The sequence below is a fragment of the Thermoflexus hugenholtzii JAD2 genome (assembly GCF_900187885.1).
GTDB lineage: Bacteria > Chloroflexota > Anaerolineae > Thermoflexales > Thermoflexaceae > Thermoflexus > Thermoflexus hugenholtzii.
In genome coordinates, this window is the sequence record NZ_FYEK01000054.1 from 36,530 (window position 1) to 59,376 (window position 22,847).

The 22,847-nt window shown below is 60.9% G+C and carries 21 protein-coding genes; all 21 read left to right on the forward strand.

All coding sequences use genetic code 11. The annotated features are described in order from the left end of the window. Window positions 1–186 precede the first annotated feature (186 nt). The 21 genes from CFB18_RS11840 (at window position 187) to CFB18_RS11925 (ending at window position 22,645) form a co-directional block, all read left to right on the forward strand. The gene (locus CFB18_RS11840; protein ID WP_234977051.1) at window positions 187–1,029 is read left to right on the forward strand and encodes an eIF2B alpha/beta/delta subunit family protein; all 843 of its coding nucleotides are present in this window, start codon (window positions 187–189) and stop codon (window positions 1,027–1,029) included. A 127-nt stretch (window positions 1,030–1,156) separates the two neighbouring features. Beyond that, window positions 1,157–1,306 (forward strand): Flp family type IVb pilin, encoded by a 150-nt coding sequence (locus CFB18_RS15655; protein WP_143597599.1) that lies wholly within the window; start codon window positions 1,157–1,159, stop codon window positions 1,304–1,306. 240 nt (window positions 1,307–1,546) lie between these two features. Next, window positions 1,547–2,917 (forward strand): CpXC domain-containing protein, encoded by a 1,371-nt coding sequence (locus tag CFB18_RS11845; protein ID WP_088572015.1) that lies wholly within the window; start codon window positions 1,547–1,549, stop codon window positions 2,915–2,917. Between the two features lie 267 nt (window positions 2,918–3,184). Next, window positions 3,185–4,012, forward strand: coding sequence for a dihydroorotate dehydrogenase electron transfer subunit (locus tag CFB18_RS11850; RefSeq protein ID WP_088572016.1), 828 nt, complete (start codon window positions 3,185–3,187; stop codon window positions 4,010–4,012). 33 nt (window positions 4,013–4,045) lie between these two features. Beyond that, window positions 4,046–4,567 (forward strand): NUDIX hydrolase, encoded by a 522-nt coding sequence (locus CFB18_RS11855; protein WP_088572017.1) that lies wholly within the window; start codon window positions 4,046–4,048, stop codon window positions 4,565–4,567. Between the two features lie 159 nt (window positions 4,568–4,726). Continuing rightward, on the forward strand, window positions 4,727–4,897 hold the full coding sequence (locus CFB18_RS15660) for a hypothetical protein (RefSeq protein ID WP_200808199.1): 171 nt from the start codon (window positions 4,727–4,729) through the stop codon (window positions 4,895–4,897). 7 nt (window positions 4,898–4,904) lie between these two features. After that, a complete protein-coding gene (locus CFB18_RS15665) occupies window positions 4,905–5,138 on the forward strand; it encodes a Uma2 family endonuclease (RefSeq protein ID WP_200808200.1) in 234 nt (77 codons plus the stop codon). 125 nt (window positions 5,139–5,263) lie between these two features. Beyond that, entirely contained in the window at window positions 5,264–5,557 is a 294-nt protein-coding gene (locus tag CFB18_RS11865) for a nucleotidyltransferase domain-containing protein (RefSeq protein WP_088572018.1), read from the forward strand. A 133-nt stretch (window positions 5,558–5,690) separates the two neighbouring features. Continuing rightward, entirely contained in the window at window positions 5,691–7,046 is a 1,356-nt protein-coding gene (locus CFB18_RS11870) for a bifunctional folylpolyglutamate synthase/dihydrofolate synthase (protein ID WP_159461730.1), read from the forward strand. Between the two features lie 416 nt (window positions 7,047–7,462). After that, window positions 7,463–9,871 (forward strand): endopeptidase La, encoded by a 2,409-nt coding sequence (gene lon, locus CFB18_RS11875; RefSeq protein ID WP_088572020.1) that lies wholly within the window; start codon window positions 7,463–7,465, stop codon window positions 9,869–9,871. A 242-nt stretch (window positions 9,872–10,113) separates the two neighbouring features. Next, window positions 10,114–11,208 (forward strand): glycosyltransferase, encoded by a 1,095-nt coding sequence (locus CFB18_RS11880; protein ID WP_159461731.1) that lies wholly within the window; start codon window positions 10,114–10,116, stop codon window positions 11,206–11,208. A 10-nt stretch (window positions 11,209–11,218) separates the two neighbouring features. Next, window positions 11,219–12,484, forward strand: a complete 1,266-nt coding sequence (locus CFB18_RS11885; protein WP_088572022.1) for a glycosyltransferase family 2 protein — start codon at window positions 11,219–11,221, stop codon at window positions 12,482–12,484. A 161-nt stretch (window positions 12,485–12,645) separates the two neighbouring features. Beyond that, on the forward strand, window positions 12,646–13,125 hold the full coding sequence (locus CFB18_RS11890; RefSeq protein WP_088572023.1) for a hypothetical protein: 480 nt from the start codon (window positions 12,646–12,648) through the stop codon (window positions 13,123–13,125). Then, window positions 13,125–14,285: a glycosyltransferase family 4 protein gene (locus tag CFB18_RS11895; protein WP_088572024.1), complete on the forward strand. Its 1,161-nt coding sequence runs from the start codon at window positions 13,125–13,127 to the stop codon at window positions 14,283–14,285. Before CFB18_RS11890 ends, CFB18_RS11895 begins: the two co-directional genes overlap by 1 nt. Beyond that, a complete protein-coding gene (locus CFB18_RS11900) occupies window positions 14,282–15,355 on the forward strand; it encodes a glycosyltransferase (RefSeq protein WP_088572025.1) in 1,074 nt (357 codons plus the stop codon). Before CFB18_RS11895 ends, CFB18_RS11900 begins: the two co-directional genes overlap by 4 nt. Window positions 15,356–15,357: 2 nt before the next feature. Next, window positions 15,358–15,744 (forward strand): DUF4214 domain-containing protein, encoded by a 387-nt coding sequence (locus tag CFB18_RS11905; protein WP_088572026.1) that lies wholly within the window; start codon window positions 15,358–15,360, stop codon window positions 15,742–15,744. Next, window positions 15,741–16,085, forward strand: a complete 345-nt coding sequence (locus CFB18_RS15085; RefSeq protein WP_143597600.1) for a class I SAM-dependent methyltransferase — start codon at window positions 15,741–15,743, stop codon at window positions 16,083–16,085. The genes CFB18_RS11905 and CFB18_RS15085 overlap by 4 nt, the downstream gene beginning before the upstream one ends. Next, a complete protein-coding gene (locus CFB18_RS15090; RefSeq protein WP_143597601.1) occupies window positions 16,082–18,256 on the forward strand; it encodes a hypothetical protein in 2,175 nt (724 codons plus the stop codon). The genes CFB18_RS15085 and CFB18_RS15090 overlap by 4 nt, the downstream gene beginning before the upstream one ends. Next, window positions 18,253–20,121 (forward strand): FG-GAP-like repeat-containing protein, encoded by a 1,869-nt coding sequence (locus tag CFB18_RS11915; protein ID WP_088572028.1) that lies wholly within the window; start codon window positions 18,253–18,255, stop codon window positions 20,119–20,121. Before CFB18_RS15090 ends, CFB18_RS11915 begins: the two co-directional genes overlap by 4 nt. Next, on the forward strand, window positions 20,118–21,392 hold the full coding sequence (locus CFB18_RS11920) for a glycosyltransferase family 4 protein (protein ID WP_143597602.1): 1,275 nt from the start codon (window positions 20,118–20,120) through the stop codon (window positions 21,390–21,392). The genes CFB18_RS11915 and CFB18_RS11920 overlap by 4 nt, the downstream gene beginning before the upstream one ends. Then, a complete protein-coding gene (locus tag CFB18_RS11925; RefSeq protein ID WP_088572030.1) occupies window positions 21,392–22,645 on the forward strand; it encodes a glycosyltransferase family 4 protein in 1,254 nt (417 codons plus the stop codon). The genes CFB18_RS11920 and CFB18_RS11925 overlap by 1 nt, the downstream gene beginning before the upstream one ends. Window positions 22,646–22,847 lie beyond the last annotated feature (202 nt).

Consider the following 22,847-nt stretch of genomic DNA (forward strand, 5'->3'; position numbering starts at 1 on the left):
AACCTCTGTCATCGATGGCGCGAGGTCAAGGCTTCCTGTAGTTTGTGGCCGAAATGGATTTCGGCCGGCAGAAGCAACGGGTCGCAGCGGAAGCCGCTCCCTCGGTGTTCGATTTTGCCACAGAATGGGGCTGACGCGATTCCGCCTAAGAGGCGGGGAGGATCTGGCGCCGGAGAGGGCTTGGGCGTGGACTGGCAGGAGCGGTTGCGGGTGTATCAGGCGGACCGGGTCTCGGGGGCCATGGCCCTGGGGTATCAGGCCGCGCGGATCCTGGAGGCGTGGGCGCAGGCCGCCCCGGCGGAACGGATAGAGGATCTCCGGGCCGGGCTGGAAGCGTTGCTGGCGGCCCTGCACGCTGCGCACCCGGATATGGCCCCGCCGCTGCATCTGGCCGCCGCCGCCCGGTGGGCGCTGGCGGAGGCCCCGGATCCCCCAGCCGCGCGGGCGGCGCTCTCCGCGGCCGCCCGGGCTTTCCGGGAGCGGCTGGAGGCCCATGAGGAGGCGGCGGCCCGGCACGCGGCGGCCCTCCTGCGTAGGGCCCGCGTGATCATGACCCACTCCCGCAGCGGCACTGTCCTCCGCACCCTGGCCTTCCTCGCCCGCGAGGGCCATTCTCTGGAAGTGATCTGCCCCTTCTCGGAACCCGGTGGGGAAGGCCGACGGATGGCGGAGGACGTGGCCGCCCAGGGTCATTCCGCCCTCCTCCTTCCGGATCTGGTGGCCCTGCAATGGCTGCCGGAGGTGGATCTGGTCCTGGTGGGGGCCGACGCCTGGGATGCGGAGGGGATCGTCAACAAGGTAGGGACGCGGGCCATTGCCCGGCTGGCCCGGGCGTTCGGACGGCCCTGTTGGGCGGTGACGGTCTCTGAGAAGCGCTGGCCGCCGGAGGCCGGCCTCCATCCCGCCCGCCGCCCGGCCCCGCTCCCCCGGTCTGCGGAGGAAGCCCGATGGTTCGAGTTCATCCCCTATGCTGAGCTAACCGGCCTGATCCGGGAGGACGGGCCGCACCCGGGCGGGCCACCCCCATGACCAAGGTCCTACCGACCGGCCCAGCCTTCCGAATTACACTATATAAAGTATGGAGGTTTCCCTCCCTCAAGGGTGGAACAGTCCAGGGCCGGGGAAGGACCCGATGATCTCAAGGGGTGAAGCTCTGATGCGAAATCGGATTCGGGAGCGGGGGCAGGGGTTGGTGGAATACGGCTTGATCCTCCTGTTGATCGCCCTGGTCGTCCTGGTAGCCCTGACCGTGTTCGGGCAATCGGTCTCCTCTCTGTATTCCCAGGTGGTCTCCAGCTGGCCCTGAGGGCCTCACGCCGGGGGGGCCTGGGAGTGCCTCCCGCAGTGCTCGCCGCGCATTCTCCTCATAGGGCCCACAGGTGTTATGCCTCCTCCCGCCGGATCCCTTCTGGCTTTCTGATCAAGGGAGGGCCTCTCCTTTCATTTCACGGATCGGCCCTTCGGGTTTACAATCTAACCCACGGATGCCGCGCGGCGCATCCGATGTGGATTGGGGAGGACCCGAGATCGTGCGAGGAGGAACGGCATGCCCTTTTCCCCCACACCGATGACCATCCGCTGTCCGTTCTGCGGTCAGCCGGTGCAGGTTCAAGTCCGCCAGATCATCGACGTTTCGGAGGAGCCTTCGCTCAAGCGGCTGCTTCTGGCCGGGCGTCTCAACGCCTTCGTCTGTCCCCGATGCGGCAACCGGGTGAGCTTCGCCGCGCCCTTCCTGTATCACGACCCGGAGAAGGAGCTGGCCTTCGTCTTCATCCCGATCCAAGCGAACCTGAAGGAGACCGACCGCCAGCGCATCGTGGGGCAGCTCGTGGAGGCGGTGTTGCGCCAGCTGCCCCGGGAGAAGCGCAAGGCCTATCTGCTCCAGCCCAAGGAGTTCTTCACCATCCCGAGCATGCTGGAGGCCATCCTCCGGGCCGATGGCTACACGGATGAGGACCTCAAGGCCATGGAGGAGCGGACGCTCCTGCTGCATCGCCTCCTGAACGCTCGACGCATCGAAGACGCGGAGGAGATCATCCGGGAGAACGCCGAGAAGATGAACGGCGAGTTCTTCCGGCTCTTCCAGGAAGCCCTGGCGGCGGTCCAGGAGGAGGGTTCGGCGGAGGAGTTCGCGCGTCTGATGGCCATCCGGGATCGCCTGCTGGAGCTCACCCCTTATGGGCAGACGGTCCGGGCTCGGACGCAGGTGGTGGAGAAATTCACCCGGGCGCCCAGCGCGGAGACCCTGCTGGAGGCGCTGCTGGAGGCTCCGGACGCGGCGACCCGCCAGACCCTGGTGGCCCTGGGCCGCCCCTTCCTGGACTACCGCTTCTTCCAGAACCTGACGCGTCGGATCGAAGAGGCGGAGCAGGCCGGGCGCGCCGAGGAGGCCGAACGCCTGATCGCTCTGCGTCGGGAGATCCTCGAGGCCCGCGAAGCGGTGGATCAGGAGATCCAGCGGGTATATGAGGAGCGGGCCCGTCTGATCCGGGAGCTCCTGAGCGCTCCCTCCGAGCGCGAGCTGCAGGAGCGGCTGGTCCAGCACCTTGCCCAGCTGGATGACATCTTCTTCGACGTCCTCCAGATGAACATCCAGGCGGCCTTGCAGGAGGGCGACACCCGGCTGGCCCAGGCCCTGGACCTCCTGGGGCGGATCGCCATGGCCGTCCTGCAGCAGACCTTGCCGCCCGAGCTGCGGCTGCTCAACGCCCTGCTCAACACCCCCTCCGAGGAGGGGCGCCGTCGGCTCCTGGAGCGCAACCGCCGCCTCCTGACCCCGGAGTGGCTCCAGTGGCTGCAGCAGATGGAGGCGCGCATGCGGGAGGAGGGGCGGGCGGAGGTCGCCGAGCAGATCGCCGCCATCCGCGCCCTGGCCGAACAGGTCGCCGCCACCCCGGCCATCCTCCGCCCTTCCTAAGCGGCTTCCGCCGCGACCTTTTTCGCTATGGCGAGGGAGAAAGGCCCTCTACGAATGGAGCACGCGGAGGAGAAGCGGAGGCTCCGAAGGGAGCGTTCGTGGATCGGATTCTTGGATAGTCCCCCTCCTTGTCGGAGCAGCTTTCGCCGCCACCCTATGGGATCGATGATAGAGGTTCGGGGCTGAAGCCCCTCCTACAGAGAATCATTGGTTGCGGGAGCGGCTTTCACTGCGAACCTTGCTTGCGTCGCGAAGAGGCGTAGGGAGATGAGCCTTCCCGTAGGCGAATCGACCTCGGAGCGGGCATGGGAGGGGAACCCCATTCGGTTCCCCATGGGTGGTGCCGGGGGGCTGCCCCGGGCCGCCCGCGTGGTCCGGGTGATCCCGGAAAGCGAGCGGGTGAAGACCCTGATCCTCGACCTGCGGCTCCCGGCTCAGCCTGGCCAGTTCGTCATGGTCTGGCTGCCCGACTACGAGGAGAAGCCCTTCAGCCTGGCCGAGGCGGACCCGGTGGGGCTGACGGTGGCTCGAGTGGGCCCTTTCTCCACGGCCCTCCACCGTCTGGAGCCGGGGGATCCGGTGTGGATCCGGGGGCCCCTGGGGCACGGGTTCACCCTGGAGGGACGGCGGATCCTGCTGGTCGGCGGGGGATATGGGGTGGCCCCCCTGGCCTTCCTGGCCCGGGAGGCCCTCGCCCGGGGCATGGAGGTCACCGCCCTCACCGCCGCCCGCACCGCGACGGACGTGCTGTATGCGGAGCGTTTTCGCGCCCTGGGCGCCCGGGTGGTCGTCGCCACCGAGGACGGCTCCGCCGGGGAGCGGGGGCGCGCCCCGGAGGTCGCCCGCCGCCTCCTGGAGCGGGAGGCCTACGATGCCCTCTACGGGTGCGGCCCGGAGGGGATGCTGGAGGCCTTGCGGACCCTGGCGGCCGAGCGAGGCCTCCCTGCCCAGCTCAGCTACGAGGCTTACATGCGGTGCGGCATTGGCCTGTGCGGCTCCTGCGAGCGGGAGGGTCGGGTGCTGTGCCTCGAAGGCCCGGTGCTCCGCTTCGCCCCCGATGGGGGCCCCCCGGAGGAGGGCACGGGCTTTGCGTAAGCCCGGCGTCGGCCGAATTGTGGGATCTTCCCGATGATCGGTCCTTTTGTCTTCTGCCCCCGTTGCGGCGCCCGCCTGACCCAGCAGTTCCTCTTCGGTCGGGAGCGACCGGTCTGCCCGGCCTGCGGCTACATCGTGTTCTACGATCCCAAGGTGGCGGTGGGGGCGCTGGTGGAGCACGAAGGGAAGGTATTGCTGGTGCGCCGGCGTTACGATCCGGGCAAGGGGGGCTGGGCCCTCCCGGCCGGGTTCGTGGAGATCGACGAGGGGCCGGTGGCGGCGGCCATCCGGGAATGCCGGGAGGAGACCGGGCTGCTCATCCGCATCTGCGGCCTGCTGGACGTCTTCGCCGTCCCGACGGATCCCCGGGGTCCTGCCGTGTTCATCGTGTATCGAGGGATACCGGTTGGGGGGGATCTGCGGCCGGGGGATGACGCCCTGGAGGCGGGCTTCTTCCCGCCGGACGGGTTGCCCTCCCCCCTGGTCTTCGCCAGCACCCGCCGGGCTCTCTGGCGCTGGCGCCGGGAAAAAGGGTTCGAGGGGAGGAGGTTCTAAGCGTTAGGAAGAGGGGAGGTGGGAAGAGGGCACGGGCGGTAGCAGTGGAGGGCGTTCGGTTTGAGCGCTATGAGGCCTTCCGGAAGTGGGCGCTGGATCCTCGTGTGGGGGGTGCCCAGGCCGAGCCCATCCCCTTCGCGCGAACATCCAAAGAGCTCGTTGGGTCTGCTCCAGCATCTCGTGGAAGCGGTTCTCCGGCCCGGGCTGTATGCCGCGCCCCTGGATGTGAAGCGGGGAGAGGACACATTGTATCAGCCGGATCTGCTGGTGGTGTTGCGCAAGCATGCGGACCGGCTGCGGGAGACGCACATCAAGGGAGCGCCGGATTAGGTGGTGGGTGGTTTCGCCGTCGACGGCGTATCTGGATCTCCTGGAGAAGCGCGATGACTACGGGCAAGCGGGGGTGCGGGAATACCGGATCGTGGATCCAGAGACGCAGATGGTGGAGGTGTATAGCTTGGAGGGGGAGCGGCTGGTGCTTTTGGAGGGAGTGCGCGGGATGGGGCGGGTGCGCAGCCGCCTGATCCCCGGGCTGGAGGTGGACGTCGCCGAGCTCTTCCGGGATCTGTGATTGAAGATATGGCTTATAGGGGATGCGGCATCCGGCAAAGGTAAGGGTGGAGGTGGTTTCGCCGTTGACGGCACATCTGAAGCTTCTGAGGGGGAAGGCCTCCACCGATTCAGGAGAGGGGCGGGATGAAGGTGGAGATCGAGGTCCTGAAGCGAGAGATCCTGGAGCGACTCCGGCCGCTGGATCCCGAGCGGGTGATCGTCTTCGGCCGCTACACCTGGGGACACCCGACGGAGGACAGCGACATCGATCCCTACATCGTCACCAAAGATGATTTTCTGCCCCAAAGCGACGAGGCGAGGCGGGAGCGGGTGCGGCGGGTGTCCCGGTCGCTCTGGAGCCTCCGGCTGCGCATCCCGACCCCGAGATCCTCGAAGCCCACCCGGAGCTGGAGGAGGAGAACGTCGATCAGGTCCTGAAACATACATCCTTCATGCCTCGGGATTGAAACGACAGATCCTCCGCCGGAGTCGCTGAGCGCTTCGCGGTTTCCCCATCACCCCCGGGTTCGCTCTTCTGGAGCGCTCCATCCCGGAGAAGGAGGGACAGGTCGTGCGCGACATCGAGACAGCCTACGCGGAGGTCCTGGCCGAGCTCTTCAGCCGAGCGGATTTCGAGGTCCGCCGGCCCCGGCTCCCGGAGGCTTTCCGCCTGGAGCCGATCCGGTGCCTGCTGGAGCGGCTGGGCGACCCCCATCGACGCTACGCCGTGGTCCACATCGCGGGCACCAAGGGCAAGGGCTCCACAGCTGCGATGGTGGAGGCCATCCTGCGGGCCGCCGGCTACCGCACCGGCCTCTACACCTCCCCCCACCTCCACACCATGCGGGAGCGCATCCGCATCGACGGGGAGCTCATCCCCCCGGCGACCGTCGTTCATCTCTTGGAGCGCCTCCGGCCGGAGATCGCCGCGGATCCGGCCCTCACGGTCTTCGACATCCTGACCGCTATGGGTTTCCTCGCGTTTGCGGAGGCCGGGGTCGAGATCGCCGTGGTGGAAGTGGGCCTGGGAGGACGGCTGGACTCCACCAACGTGGTCTCCCCGGCGGTCTGCCTGATCACCGCCCTCAGCATGGATCACGTGGAGATCCTGGGCCCTACGCTCACCCACATCGCCTTCGAGAAGGCCGGCATCATCAAGCCGGGGATCCCGGTGGGGACCGCCCCGCAAGCCGAGGAGGCGATGGCGGTGTTGCGGCGGGTGGCGGCGGAGCGCGGCGCCCCCCTCCTGACCCTGGATGGATGGCGGTACGGTCCCTGGGAGATCTCGCCGGCGGGGCAGTGGGGGGAGATCCGCCCGCCGGAGGGATCGGGCTGGTCGGTGCGCCTCCCCCTCCTGGGCCGCCACCAGTGGGAGAACGCCGCCCTGGCGGTCTTGGCCGCCCTCCAGCTGCGGGCGCAGGGCTGGTCGCTCCCCGATGCGGCGATTTCGGAGGGGCTGGCGCGGGTGCGCTGGCCCGGCCGCTTCGAGGTGTTGCGGGAGGAGCCCCCGGTGGTGCTGGACGGGGCCCACAACGATGCCTCCGCCACTCGCCTGGCGGAGACCCTGATGGAGGTCTTCCCGGGGCGCCGCTGGGGGCTGGTTTTCGGGGTCTCGGCGGACAAGGACGCGACGGCCATCCTGCGGCCGCTGCGTCCTCTGGTCGGGGAGATCTGGCTGACCCGATCCCGTCATCCCCGGGCGGCCGATCCCGCGGCGCTCGTGGCCGCTGCGGTGGCCCTCGGCCTTCGGGCACGGGTGCGGGCGACGGTGGCAGAGGCCTTCGAGGAGGCCCTGGCCTCCGGCGGGCCGGTGCTGGTGGCCGGTTCCCTCTTCGTGGTCGCCGAGGCTCGGGAGACGTGGGCGGCGCGGGGCGGGATGCCCATGCCGGAGGTCGACCCTCTCCCCCTCCGGGTCGGAGGGCGGTGAAGGCGGCTTCGGAGCGCTCCTCCGGCGTGCCGGGGCGCGCGACCGGGATCCCCCTTCGAAGCGGTGGAAGCATCGAAGGGCCTTCCTCTGAATCCGGCCTGGCAAGGCTTTCGGCTGACGGTCGGCCTGCGTGCCGAATGAATTCGGACGGGAGAGGCCTTTGGCCGGTGGTTGGCTTATGCGTCGAATGAATTTGACCTTCGAAGGCCTTCGGCCGACGGTCGGCCTGCGCCGACCGGAAAGCATCCTTTGCGTCGGCGGAGGCCGACGCCGGGTGTGGAGCGCCTGGGGAGGCCGATTTCAATCGGCACAGGGATAGCGCTCCGGACTCACCCTTCTCCCGGCCCCTGTGATAGAATCTCGATGCCCGGAAACAGCGGACAGGAGGTGAAACGTCCCGGGCGGGGGAGAGCGGGATGGCGCTGGAGCCGGTTCTGGGAGAGGAAACGCTGGACCAGCGGGCGGAGGGGGAGGAGCAAGTGGAAGCAGCGGTCCTCCCCCTGCGGGATGTAGTGGTTTTCCCCCGCATGGTGACCCCGTTGCGGGTGGGCCGCGACAAATCCCTGCGGGCGGTGGAGGCGGCCGTCCAGCGGGAGGAGCCCTTGATGGTCCTCACCCAACGGGCGGAGGAGGTCGAGGACCCTACCCCGGAGGACCTCTACACCGTGGGGACGCTGGTCACGGTGGCGCGGGTGCTGCGCATGCCCGACGGCACCACCAGCGTCCTGGTCCAGGGCCAGCAGCGAGCCCAGGTGGTGGAGTTCCTGCAGCAGGAGCCCTACCTGCGGGCCCGCGTCCGCCTGATCTTCGAGCGGACGGATCGGCCGCCGGCCACCGAGGCCCTGATGCGGGCCGTCCTCTCCCAGTTCGAGCGGGTGGTGCAGCTGGACCGGTCGGTGCCGGAGGATGCGTATGTCTTCGCCATGAACATCGAGGAGCCGGGCTGGCTGGCGGATCTCATCGCCAGCACCCTGAACCTGAAGACGGCGGAGCGGCAGGAGCTACTGGAGATCTTCGAGCCCTCGGCGCGGCTGCTGCGCCTCTCGATCCTGCTGGCGCGGCTCCTGGACGTTTTGGAGCTGGAGAACAAGATCCAGGCCCAGGTGCAGCAGGAGGTGGACCGGACCCAGCGGGAGTTCTACCTGCGGGAGCAGATGAAGGCCATCCAGCACGAGCTGGGGGAGGTCGACGTCTACACCCAGGAGATCCAGGAGCTGCGGGAGCGGATCGAGGCCAAGAACCTCCCCGAGGAGGTGCGGGCCCGGGCGGAGAAGGAGCTCAACCGCCTCGCCCAGATGCCGCCTCTCTCCCCGGAGGTCAGCATCATACGCACCTACATCGACTGGATCCTGGAGCTGCCCTGGGCCGAGGAGACCGAGGACAACTTGGACATTGCCCACGCGGCGGAGGTGCTGGAGCGGCATCACTACGGCCTGAAGAAGGCCAAGGAGCGCATCCTGGAGTTCCTGGCGGTGCGCAAGCTGGCGGGAGACCGCAGCCGCAGCCCCATCCTGTGCTTCGTGGGCCCCCCGGGCACCGGCAAGACCTCCCTGGGGAAAGCCATCGCCGAGGCCCTGGGCCGGCGGTTCGTGCGGGTTTCCCTGGGGGGGATCCACGACGAGGCGGAGATCCGGGGCCATCGCCGGACCTACATCGGCGCCCTGCCGGGGCGGATCCTGCAGGGCATGGCTCGGGCGGGGACCATCAACCCGGTCTTCATGCTGGATGAGATCGACAAGATCGGGGCCGACTTCCGGGGGGATCCGGCAGCGGCCCTCCTGGAGGTGCTGGACCCGGAGCAGAACCACGCCTTCTCGGACCATTACCTGGAGATCCCGTATAATCTTTCCAAGGTCCTCTTCATCACCACGGCCAACATCCTGGACACGGTGCCGCCGGCCCTGCGGGACCGGCTGGAGGTCATCGAGTTCCCCGGTTACACCGAAGGGGAGAAGGTGCAGATCGCCCGGCGGTTCCTGATCCCCCGCCAGATCGAGGAGAACGGGCTCCAGGGGGTTCCCTTGAAGATCACCGATGGGGCCCTGCGGCGGATCATCCGGGAATACACCTCGGAGGCGGGGGTGCGGAACCTGGAGCGGGAGATCGCGGCCATCTGTCGCAAGACGGCGCGGCTGGTGGCGGAGGGGAAGCCGTATCGGCGGGTGATCACCCCGGCGTCCCTGGAGCGCTATCTGGGGCCTCCTCGTTACGACTACGGCCGTGCGGAGGAAGTGGATCAGGTGGGGGTGGCTATGGCGCTGGCCTGGACGGAGGCGGGGGGCGAGGTGATGCCGGTGGAGGTGACGTTGATGGAGGGGAAGGGGGTTTTGTTGCTCACGGGCCAGCTGGGGGAGGTGATGCAGGAGTCGGCCCAGGCGGCGTTGAGCTACGTGCGCTCCCGGGCGCGCGATTTCGGGATCCGGCCGAAGCGCTTTGAGAAGACCGATGTGCACGTTCACGTGCCCGAGGGGGCGATCCCGAAGGACGGGCCTTCGGCGGGGATCACCATCGCCACCGCCCTGGTCTCAGCCTTCACCGGGATCCCGGTGCGGCGGGACACGGCGATGACGGGGGAGATCACCCTGCGGGGGCGGGTGCTGCCCATCGGGGGGTTAAAGGAGAAGATCCTGGCCGCCCATCGGGCGGGGATCCAGCGCGTGATCCTGCCGAAGAAGAACCAACGGGACCTGGTGGAGCTGCCCCGACGGGAGATCCGGGGGATGACCTTGATCTTCGTGGAGACCATGGAGGAGGTCCTGCGGGCCGCCCTGGCTCGTCCGCTCCCCGGGCTCCGCGCCCGCTGTAATGATAATGGGATGAAATAGGGTAGCGGATTATGGTTGTGGGACACAGAGAACCTGTTGTGATAATTAGCCATGATATCGTTAGTGATCGGATGGCAGGCCCGGGCATTCGTTATTTTCATCTAGCACGGGTTCTGGCTCATAGGTTTCAAGTAACCTTAGCTGTCCCTGAAGGGTCCACGATTTCCGGCGACTTCTTCACACTCGTTTACCATTCTGGGACCGATGAGCTACTGGGCAGGCTAATAGGGAGGGCGCGGGTTGTGATCGTCCCAGCTGTGTATGCTGCGCAGATTCCAGCGCTCTGGCAGTCTGAGGCTTTCATCGTGGTGGATGGCTATGATCCGTTTATTGCCGAAAGTTTGTTCTTGGGCGTAGATATTTTGTCTTTGCAGATTAATCTAACCAAAACTTATCTCTTAGGCGATTTCTTTATTTGCGCCAGTGAGCGCCAGCGAGATTGGTGGTTGGGATTATTAGAGGCCCACGGGCGGATCAATCCGTATACTTTTGGTGAAGATCCATCGCTGCGGAAATTGGTGGACGTTGTTCCCTTTGGATTGCTGGAGGAGCCACCGCAGGCAACAAGGCCGATAATAAAGGGCGTATGGCCTGGCATTGGTCCTGAAGATAAGGTGATTCTCTGGGGAGGAGGGCTCTGGCCCTGGCTGGATCCGTTAACCGCTATTCGCGCCATGGCCCGAGTCTGGCAGCAGAGACAAGATGTGCGGCTGATCTTTCCGGGAACTCGTCATCCCAATCCCTGGATGTCCGGTATCCCAACGCATAATGAGGCAGCCCAGGTATTGGCTGGAGAGTTAGGATTGCTGGGTAAGGCCGTTTTCTTTGGAGAATGGGTCCCTTATAAGGACTGGCCGAACGTGCTACTGGAGAGCGATCTGGCCCTGACGCTCCACCTAGACACGCTGGAAGCCCGTTTGGCCTTTCGTAGTCGGGTGCTGGATTACATTTGGGCAGGGCTTCCGATTATTGCCACGCGGGGAGACGCAACCAGTGACCTAGTAGATCAGTATCGGCTGGGGATCGTAGTGGATTATGCGGATGATGCCGGAGTAGCCAATGCTATTCTTCAGCTCCTGGAAACCCCGAAAGAAGCGTGGCATGTGCAGTTTGAAAAGGCACGTAGAGATCTAACCTGGGAGCGCGTGGCCCAACCCTTGGTAGAATTCTGTTGCCACCCCCGCAGGGCACCAGATAAGGTAGCGCTGGGGGACCGCCTGGGCAATCCATACTATATTCATGAACTCACCCGCTTACATGCACTGATAGCTGGATATGAACAGGGGCTGTTTATCCGCATGATGCGGCTGTTACATCGCCTCAGTAAACATCTTTGAGGTGAACCGCATGAAGGTTTCTGTAATTATTCCTGTCTGGAATGGTCGGGAGCATCTGCCAGGATGCCTGGATGCGCTGCTGGCCCAGGATTATCCAAACTTTGAGATCATTGCGGTGGACAATGCGTCAGTAGATGGATCAGCAGAACTCATAGCTGAGAAATATCCCCAGGTGCGATTGATCCGTAATATCTGCAATTTGGGCTTTGCGGGCGGATGCAATGTCGGCCTCAAAGCCGCTCAGGGCGACGTTTTGGTCCTGCTGAACCAGGATACAGTTGTGCTGCCAGGTTGGCTCCTGGCCCTTGTGGAAGCGCTCCAAAAGCCTGAAGTGGGCATTGTGGGATGCAAAATCCTATATCCGGATGGTAAAACAATCCAGCACGCAGGGGGATGGATTGAGTGGCCATTAGGGCTGGCCCATCATTATGGGAAAGGTGAGCTGGACCAGGGGCAATGGGATCAACATAGGGAGGTAGAGTATGTCACGGGTGCGGCAATGGCCTTTCGGCGTCACCTGATCGATCAAATCGGAGGGATGGACGAAGGCTTCTGGCCAGGGTATTTTGAGGATGCTGATTTTTGCTTCCGGGCCAGAGAAATAGGATATAAGATATTGTATATTCATGAAGCGGTTGTTTTGCACAAAGAAACCACCTCTATCAGCGATCCATTTAAACTATCATGTGCCTATCAAAAGGGTCGCCTGCGTTTTGTTCTAAAACATATGTCCCCCTATCAGTTCTTGGGTGAGTTTGTAGATGCCGAGAAATCTTATCAAATGAGTGCCCTTCGTGGCCGAGAGAATGGCCCTTTACAGATCGCCTACTTGGAGGCAATGCGCAACGCTCCAATTATTGCTGTGACAAGGTGGCGCGCGCATGTCCAGATCATAAAAGCCGTTCTATTCAGTTTACAAGATCTGTTTGAGCATTCCATGATGGAGAGTCAAAGAAAACTATTAGAAATGATAGGTCAGACTGAGTTGTCACGCGATGAAATTCGGAGTTTGGGCTCCAGCTTTCCGGGCTTTCCGCCTTTGCAAGAATTTCAATTCCGATCCTCATTTCCGATTATAGGTCCATTTATTTCATACTTACGCCGTTTGTTTTTTAGTATTTCTTCAGAATGGGCAATCCGATATCTCATACAGCAGCAAGAAGCCATCAACAGACAACAAGAAGCCATCAACAGGTTTTTGATAGAATCTATTAAGCTTTTATATCAGCAAATTTCAGTAATCTCTCCCTCCGATAGTGATCTGCATGATCATTGAGCAAGTCATAGAAAAGGAGGTTTAACCAATGGCCTGAAAGCCTTTCGCTTTACCGAATGGATGGCGGTGTTGGCGGCGGAGGCCGGCAATCGCCATCGGCAGGGACTATCAGCACCTCAAATCTCTATGATCAGCTTTATTCTAAACAAGGAGCTGGTGAGATGGAAGATTTGGGCGGATTAATAGAGATCAACGACCCCGAGATTGATCCTGTCCGTATTATGGAAGAAATCCGGCAGCGAATTCGGCGCCGTCGGGAAGAATTGGGATACCCCCGGCGGGTTTTCCCTGCGTTCGGGGCTGCGGCTTATCCAGGAGAACCAGAGGGGGAAGATTACGACATTGATCTCTATTTTCACCTGCGTCGCGCCAACGAGAATTATCACCAAATTGACGTGGCGCCGCTGATTGTGCCTTCTCCCCGTTCCTCTATCCCGATTCTGGGCCCTATCTGGGACCGTATCCGACGCGAGGCTCACAACCTTGTTCTTTTCTACGTGAACAAACTGGCCCAGCGACAGGTCACAGTCAACCGGCACCTGGTCAGTACGCTGAATCGGATGGCCGTCCAGATTCAGGAGCAGCAGCGTCGCATCAAAGCGCTTGAGGAAGAATTGAGCAGGCTTCGGGAGGGCGGTTGATGCGGATCGCACTCGTCGTTCCCCGGTATGGCGATCAGATCCTGGGCGGCGCCGAATCCATGGCCCGGGGTTTCGCCGAGGCGGCATTCCAGCGGGGATGGGAAGTGGAGGTCTGGACGACCTGCGCGCGCAGCCATTATACCTGGGAGAACGTTTACCCGGCCGGAGTGGAACGGGAAAACGGGGTCATCATCCGCCGGTTTCCCGTGGAGGCATGGAACCGAGAGCGTTGGGTGGAACTGGAAATCCGGCTGGCACAGAAAGGAAATTTATCTCCTGCAGAAGCCTATGATTGGTTGGATAGTGGTCCTCATAGTCCTGCATTATACGCTTATATTAAGCGCAATAGCACAAATTATGATGCGATCATAGCGCTGCCTTATCCGGCGCCTTTGGTTCACTATGCAGCTTGGTCTGCTGACAATCATGTTATCCTTTGGCCGTGTCTTCATGATGAGCCCTATGCGTATTTGGAGCCCGTTCGGTTGCTCCTGGAGAGCGTGTGGGGAGTGATGTTCCTCTCCCCCGAAGAAGCCGAGTTGGCTCTTCATCGTCTCCGGGTTCGCCCTCCAAAATATGCGATTCTTGGCGGAGGGATCAGCCTGATTGTTGGAGGGAAAACGGATTCACAGGGCGAACAATTTGCCGATTACATCCTCTATGCCGGCAGGTTAGAGGAAGGGAAAAACGTCCCCTTGCTCTACGAATATGTGCGGGGCTATTCTGAAGAGAGAGGAGGGATTCGTCTGGTAGTGATTGGCGAGGGGCCAATAAAGCCGCCGAGGCACCCAGCTTTTATATACTTGGGGTTTGTGTCTGAAGAAAGAAAAGTTTCCCTTTATAGAGGTGCCCTTGCCCTTTGCCACCCCTCGTTGCAAGAGAGTTTCTCCATAACGATTATGGAATCCTGGCTGGCGGGTCGACCGGTGCTGGTGCATGAAGACTGTCCGGTGACGAAAGGACATGTCCAGCGCAGCAAAGGAGGGTTGTGGTTTCGGACTTATGAGGAATTTGCTGGCGCGCTGGATTGGCTTCGGGCTCATCCAGAACTGGCGGCACGGATGGGTGAGAACGGGAGGCGCTATGTGTTAAGCAATTATACCTGGTCGGTAATCCTGGATCGCTTTGAAACCATCATTGGGGATTGGAAGGTATCATGAAGGGTAAACGGGGGCTCCATCAGTTTATCGTCGGAGCGACACCTGGAGATGCGATCACAGATCAAGCTTTTGTGATCCGGCGCTGGCTTCAGGAGGCCGGTTTTCTATCACAAATCTACGCTGAAAGTATTCATCCTTCCCTCTTCGGGAAAGTAAAGCCCTATCGGGATTATCTCCCGTCTCAGCCCGGCGAACTGGTAATCCTGCATCACAGCATTGGCTCAGACCTGGTTGAATACCTGCTCAGCCAGGAGGTGCGGTTTCTGATCATTTATCACAACCTAACTCCTCCAGACTTTTTTCAACCTTTTGATCCTTGGCTGGCCAGCCAGGTCCAAAGGGGAAGAGAGCAACTCCATCACCTGCGCCTGCGCACTGTATTGGCCTTAGGAGATTCTTCTTTCAACGAGTCGGAGTTGCGTCAGGCTGGTTATGTCCATACTGGTGTATTGCCCATTGTTCTGGATCCCGCTCAATACGACCTAGAGCCGAATCCAAATCTGCTGACCCGATATCAAGGAAACGGGGTAAAACTTTTATTCGTAGGGCGTCTTGCGCCCAATAAGCGGCAGGAGGATCTGATCAAGCTGCTCTGGTATTACCGGCGCATTGATCCAGAAGCCCGTCTGTTCCTGGTGGGCTCGCCCTGGATACCCTCCTACACGGAATGGTTGCGGGAATTGGTGGAGATGCTTGACCTTGCGGAGTCTGTAACCTTTGCTGGGCACGTCTCTCAGCGGGACCTGGTCACCTTTTACCATCTGGCGGACATCTATGTTTCCATGAGCGAGCACGAGGGATTTGGCAAGCCATTGATAGAGAGCATGTATTTTGGCATCCCCGTGCTCGCTTATGCGGCGGCGGGGGTTCCGGAAACGATGGGAGGAGCGGGTGTGCTGTTTCGGAAAAAAGATTACGAGGCGCTGGCTGAACTGGTGGACATAATCGTGAAAGATGAGACGCTCAGAAACCGGATTGTCGCGCGGGAGCGGGAGCGGGTCAAAGAGTTCCTTGAGCCTGCGGTGCGTCGGAAGTGGGAGCAATATCTTAATTTCGCTATGGAGAGATAAAAATGGCCCACGTCCGGGTAATTATGCGCCTCTTGTTTGAATGGGGCAAATTGGTTTTGCAAGCACATCAGTGGCCGGATGACCGTCTTTTTGTGAGGACAGTTTACAGGGCATGCCTGAGGCGCGAGCCGGATAGGGATGGTGAAGCCTTCTATCTGACGGCGCTTCACCGGGGAAGCATGAGCAAGTTGGATGTCCTGCGCTCGGTGCTGGAATCCAACGAATTTAAGCAAATCTATGGCCTACCTGTTCATCCGCTGAACGCGCTACATCAGGCAAGAATGATGCTGATCCGGACGCATTTACCCATGGCCAGGGTGATTGTAGACCTGGGCGGAACAGCAGAAGACCATCCAGAGGGGGCTCTCCTCGCGATGGGTTATCCTTGATTGTCTGTGCAGAAGTATTTCGGATTCTGAGGCCAGGCGGTTATTTTTGCCTGGATACGCCTAATGCCACCCTGACGCGTTTGCAATCTCCCAATCTTCTGATTCGTCCCGAACATAAGAAAGAATATATGGTCAAAGAAATACGTGAGATGTTGGAACAACATGGTTTTGTGATTGTGCAAGCCCTCGGAATTTGCCCGATGCCGGAAAGTCTAAGGCGAAAGATGTTTGATCCGAAAGAATTGGTTCGCAACATCGGCTTAAGCGAAAATCCTGAAGAAGGTTATCTGTTCTTTATCAAGGCAATCAAGCCCCACATTTTTTCAGAGGAAGTAGGATGAAGAAAATCCATGGTCATCCCGTTCTGTCCCGACTCATTCCCTGGGTTCTCTTCTGGGCTCTCTTTGCCTGGGGGTGGCGAGTACAAAACATCTTCACCCATATTCCCGGCTATGGTGATGCCTTGGAGGTTTTGTGGGGTATTCTTTGGTACTATGATTCCATATTTATCAGACACGCGTCACCATTTTTCACCGCATTAGTATTCCATCCTCTCGGATGGCATACTGCAACATTAGCGCATACGCCTTTCCTCTTTCTGCTTACGCTCCCTCTTTTCCTGGTTGGCGGTCTTGCTTTTGCATATAATTTTTTGTCTGTATTGTCAATGGTTATTTCATTTGCTGGTTGCTTCCGATTGGTGCGATCGTTTGCTTCCTCGTCCACAGCGACTGTGGCCGCTCTGGTTTATACATTTGTGGACCCCCACTGGTTTCGGCTGGGAGGTCATCTGCACACAGCCTGGCTTTTGGGGTTGTTTCCCTGGATGGCGCTGGCTGTTGAAAGGCTTGGGCAGTCCAGTGCCCCGCAATGCGAAAAACGGCTGGTCATCGCTGCAGGCTTGATATGGGGATTGGCGATCAACTTCTCGCTATATGGCATCTTTATGGGGGCCATCTTTTTTGTCCTGTGGGGAAGCCGTCTTTTATCGTTGAAGCGGCTTTTACAGGTAATATCCGCCGCTGTTATCGCTATGACTTTGAGCCTCATTTCAATTGTGCCATATGTTATAAGTATTCGTCAAGATGCTCTTCATGTTCATGGAGTTGAACACAATCTCTGGTGGGGGGCAAGTCTGAATAGTCTGTTTATTCCCTCCGTTTATCATCCTTTGACCGTTATTCAGCGGTTTGCTCGGAACCTATACTCTGGTCCATATAACGAGTCCGGGGCAATCAATTTAGGCCTGCTGACTGGCTTCCTGGCTTTTATCGGATTCATTGTGGCGATCAAGACCAAGTCGCGCCAAATGGGTTTGGTATGGTTAACCCTGACTGGTATCATTCTGGGACTGGGGTTGTTGCTGAGGTGGAACGGCGAGGTTGTCCGCCATCCGGCTTTCTGTCCATTGACAGCCCTGATATGGACATTAGGGCATATCCTCAAACCGGGCTTATTTGCCACAACACAACCCAATCCGGTTTTTGAGTGTGGAATCCCTCTGCCTGGTCTCGTGTTAACGACCTTGCTTCCTTTCTGGGAGTCAGCAAGGACAGTGTCACGTTTTGCTCTCGTGGGTATGGTGGGGGCTGTTGGGTTAGCGGCGATGGCTTTAGAAAAGTTCCCAAAATTACTGCGGTATCTGGCAGCATTGATCTGGCTTATAGAGGTGCTCCCTCGCCCTATTCATGGCGTGCCCGTGCCGTTCCAACCCCATCCGGCTTACGCTTGGCTTGCTGATCGGGAGCTGAGGCCCGGGGAAAGCATTATGGATTTGAGATACCCTACACTCTTTATAGACGGGAGAACACTCTGGGCCACTCTGCTTCATCACAAGCCAACTGCCTCCGGTGTAGGATCGTTCTGGCCAGAACATGCATTTGCGTTGTGGAACCATCTATTGGGCAATCCACATTTACTTTCCCAAGAAGAGAGTGTGCTAATCTTCCAGCAATATGGGATCCGCTACATTTTTCTCCATATGCTGAGCGACAAAGAAAGAGCAATGTGGGATATGATTTCTAAAAACCCCTCTTTTCGCCCCCTGGACTGTTTTGAGCCGCTGAGGGAACCAACTGCCTGGCCCTGGCCCATTTGTGTGGCTGAAGTGCTTGATACACAGAGGCCCATCAACCTGATGCGCCAGGAGGGCTGGTCTGGACCCGAAGACTGGGGGGTGTGGTCCGAAGGACTAAGGTCCCGAGCAGGGTGGATCAGCCCTGCCCGGCAGGATTACCGCCTACGCATAGGGGCCTTCCCGTTCTGCGTGCCGGATCGGCGTCAGGAGATGGTCGTGAAGGTCAATGGTCAAGAGATGGCCCGTTACCGTTGGCAGGAGTGCGAATTGTGGGAGGGAGAGATCCTGATCCCTGCTTCCGCAGTCCGGATCGGTTGGAACGAGGTCTCCTTTGAATATGCCTATGCCCTCAGCCCGGCCGAGGTTACGCAAGGGCAGAATGGAGACCGGCGGATGCTGTCGGTGGGATTCACCCGGCTGGAGGTGACGCGATGAGGATGTATCCCTGGCTTTTGGCAGTGCTGTATTTGGGCTTCCTCTGGAGCGCAGCGACTCCGCAGCGGGTCGCGCCACAATACCTCTCCCCGTCGTGGAGCCGTCAACTCCCGGGCGGCCGGATTGAGGATTCCTCCCCAACCCTCTACGATCTGGATGGCGACGGCAAACTGGAAATCGTCATTGGGACAACAAAGGAAGACGCTTCCCCTGTCCTGGCTGTATTGGAGGATGACGGCACGATCAAATGGAGCGTGAATCTGGCTGACCCCGTAAGGTCCTCCCCCGCTGTGGCCGACATTTCGTATCCTCCGGATGGCATCCCGGAGATTATTGTCAGCACCGGAGGGGACGTTACCCAGCAGCGGGGATCGGTCATCGCCTTTGACCGGAATGGCAATCAGTTGTGGAAATACGATACCACCGATGCCCAGGGAACCGGAACCCCCAGCGGGAACTGGTCCTCGCCCACCATCGGCGACCTGGACGGCGATGGGGATATGGAGATCGTGTTCGGCTCATGGGACCGCAATATCTACGTGCTTAATCATCTCGGCCAGTATCAGTGGCATTACCACGTGGCGGATACGGTCTGGTCTACGGCGGCGCTGGCGGACTTGGACCGGGATGGGGACCTGGAGATCATCATCGGCACCGATATCGCCGGAGGGGGCGTCCTCCCCGACGGTTACCGTCCCACCGATGGCGGGTTTGTGCTGATTCTGGATAAAGACGGACGAAAACTGGCGCGCCGCCAGATGAACGAGGCCATCTATTCTTCCCCCGCAGTGGGAGACGTAGATGGCGATGGGCGCCTGGAGATTTTCGTAGGAACCGGAATGTACTGGTATCTGCAGGGCAGGTACACGCAACCTTATGTGTATGGCTTCCGCGTGAACATGTCCAGTTCCGAATGGGTGTTGGAAGACCTGCCAGGCTGGCCCCAACCCGTGGCCTACCCGGGCATGAGTTCCCCAGCCCTGGCGGACCTGGACGGCGATGGCGACCTGGAGATTATCATCGGCACGGGTTATACTGGAAGCAGTGAGCCCGATCAATGCCCTCCTGCTTGCTACGGTGCGCTCTACGCTTGGCATCACGATGGTTCGCCGGTGTCCGGCTTCCCGATGTGGCCTAAGGATTATATGGGCAAGAACGCTTTTATTCGCTCTTCCCCCACCGTAGCCGACGTGGACGGCGATGGGCAACCGGAAATCCTGTTTTCCATGAACTGGGACGTCATCGTGGTCGGCCCGAACGGCCAGCAGGAGAACATTCTGCATACCACCTATTCCCTCTTTGCCTCCCCGGCCATCGGCGACCTGGATAACGATGGCAGAACCGATGTGGTCATCGGCGGATCAAACTATCATCACTCTTCGTATGGCTATGTGTATGCCTTTACCTTTGGCGCGGGCAGTTACAACCCGGCGCTTCAGCCCTGGCCGATGTTCCACCGGGACCCCCGGCATACGGGGTACTATCCCCAGCCTCCGCGGCTGGGCGTTTCACCCACCTCGCTGTACCTCCTGCACCAGTATGGCAGCGGAAGTGCTGAGACCGCTTATCTCCGTCTCCGCAATACAGGTGATGGGTCTTTCCATTGGGCGGTCTCTTCCACACCTTCCGGGGTAACGGTGGTTCCCTCATCTGGAACCGCCTTTTATACTTCCACCACCCTTCTTACTGTGACCGTGTCCGCCATGGGCTATGAAACCGGCACCCACTCGTTGGGGAATGTGGTCCTAACAGGGACAAGCGCTGGAGGCCCTGTGCATGGAAGCCCGACCAACATCCCAGTTACCTTATACGTTGGGCGGGTGTACCGCTTGTATCTCCCTATCGTCTTGTGTTCGGCGCGATGAGGATCCTTCACATTCTCCAGCGCTACTGGCCCGCTCGGGGTGGAGCTGAAACCTACCTGCATGAGATTTCCGCCCGCCTGGTCGCCGATGGCCATCTGGTCACGGTGGCTACCACCGACGCGCTGGACTTTGAACTCTTTTGGGACCCTTCCCGCCGCCGCATCCTGGAACCGGAAGGCTGGCGGGATGGGGTGCGGATTCTCCGCTTTCCGGTCCGTTATCTTCCGTTTCCTCAACTGGCCTACCCGGCCTGGCGAAGGTTGCTCTGGATTCTCTCCCATCTGCGTCCCGTCCCGGTTGGCGTGCTGCAGTGGCTTTCTCGCTACACCCCCTGGGTTCCCGATCTCTGGCGCTGGCTGGCCCAGACGGATGAGCCCTTTGATCTGGTGGCCGGGATGACGATTTGTTTTGAACCACTAATGGAGGCAGGGTTGCGTTTCGCCCGACGACGGGGGATCCCCTTCGTCGCGTATCCGTTGACCCACTTGGGGGCCGGTCCTCGCCCGGGCGCCGATGCCCTCAGCCGGTTCTACACGATGCGGCATCAGGTCGCGCTGGTCCGGGCCAGCGATGCGGTGGTGGCCCAGACCCCCACGGAGCAGGCGTTTTACATCCAGCGCGGGGTTCCGCCGGAGCGGATCTTAGTGGCAGGGCCAGGGGTGAACCCGGAAAAGATCCTGGGCGGGGATGGGGCGCGCTTCCGTGCCCGGTACGGTATCCAGGGGACACTGGTTGCCTCTATCTCAAATCTCTCATATGATAAGGGTACTTTTCATCTGGTAGAAGCTGTCCGGCGCCTTCGCCAGCAGGGCAACGATGTGAGTCTGGCCCTGGCGGGAGCCTCTCTTCAACCCTTTCGGCGATACTGGGAGCGGCTTCCCCAGGAGGCCCGTAAGGGTATCTATGTGCTGGGTCCCGTCAGCGAGGAGGAGAAGCGGGACCTGCTGGCCGCCTGCGACATTTTCGCGATGCCCTCCCGCACCGACTCCTTTGGCATCGTATACCTGGAAGCTTGGCTCTATCGAAAGCCGGTCATCGGAGCCCAGACCTGGGGAGTGACGGATGTCATTCAGCATGGAGAGGATGGCCTGCTGGTTCCCTTTGGGGACGTGGACGCGCTGGCCGGGGCGATCGCCACCCTCGCCAGCCAGCCCGATATGCGGGAGGTGATGGGCCAGCGGGGGGAGCAGAAAGTGCGCGTGCTGCATACTTGGGATCGCAAATATCCCATGATTCGTGACCTCTACCGACGCCTGGTGGGAAATCCATAATGCGCATCCTCCACATCGTCCATCAGTACCCCCCGGATAAAATAGGGGGCGCTGAACTTTATACCCAGGCGATATCCCGGGCCCTGACCCGGCAGGGGCATGCTGTGGCCGTCTTCTACCGCCGGGATGCTCCCGGTCGGGGCTTGCAGCACCGGGCGGAGGACGGGGTTGATGTCTATGCGGTCTGGGACGGACAGGCCGGGCCGGCCCGGCGGTTCCTCTACACTTTCCGCAATCCATGGATCCATCGGGCGCTAATCCGAGTACTGGACGAATTCCACCCTGATGTGATCCATATCCAGCACCTGATGGGGCTCCCGGTTCTGTCTGTAAATGCCTTCAGGCAGCGCGCTCTCCCTTTCATCATCACCCTGCGCGATTTCTGGTGGTTTTGTCTCAACGCCCAATTGCTGACCAACTATAGCGGTGAGGTCTGCGTAGGGCCCCGCTACTGGAACTGCGCCCGATGTATGCTGGCCCGGGTCGGATTCCCCAGGCTATGGCCAACCATTCCCTTTCTGGCTGGTCTATCGGCCTGGCGCAATCGCCTGCTCCGCACCGTGCTGGAAGGAGCTTGTGTCCTGATCGCCCCCACCGAATTCGTGCGGCGCTGGCATGTGGCCCATGGCGTGCCGGACGAGAAAATCATCGTGTTACCTCATGGGCTGGAGAGGCCTGTTCTTTCTTCCGCACCATCGCGTCCTGCGGATGGCACAATTCGTTTCGCTTACATCGGCGGCCTCTCGTGGCAGAAGGGAGTGCACGTGTTGGTAGAGGCCTTCTCTGGGGTATGTGGGAAAGCCGAACTATGGATCGCTGGAGACGAGTCCTTTGACCCCGCCTATGTTTCCCGTCTGCGGGCGCTGGCTACGCCCAACGTTCGCTTTCTGGGCCGGCTGGACCGGAGGGGAGTTTGGCAGACCCTGATGCAGGTGGATGTGGTGGTTGTCCCCTCCCTGTGGTATGAGGCTTACTCTTTTCTTATCTCTGAGGCCTTCGCGGCCGGCCTGCCGGTGCTGGCTTCCCGCCTGGGAGCCTTGGCCGATCGGGTCCGCGATGGCGTGGACGGCCTGCTTCTGCCTCCGGGCGATGTCGCCGCCTGGCGCGCCGCGATGCAGCGCCTGCTGGATGAACCGGACCTCCTCCCTCGCCTGCGCGCCGGCGTCCAGCCTCCGATGACGATGGAGGAGCACGTGGACCGGCTGGAGACACTCTATGCTCAGGTGACTCGTCGGAACCCCTGCGTGGGGTGAAGCCGCTGACCACATTACGGAGCGCCGTCCCGGATTCCCTCGGGTGGTCGCCCCGCTGGTCCTGCCCTGGCGGGCGCCCCAACGTTGGGCGCTTTCGTAAAACAAGCGCCATGGGATGGATGTCAGGGATCCCGCGCTTTCCTTGCTTCCTTTCCTTGAAGTCGCCATCCGGACCGAAGAGCGCGCCACATCGCACAGGCCC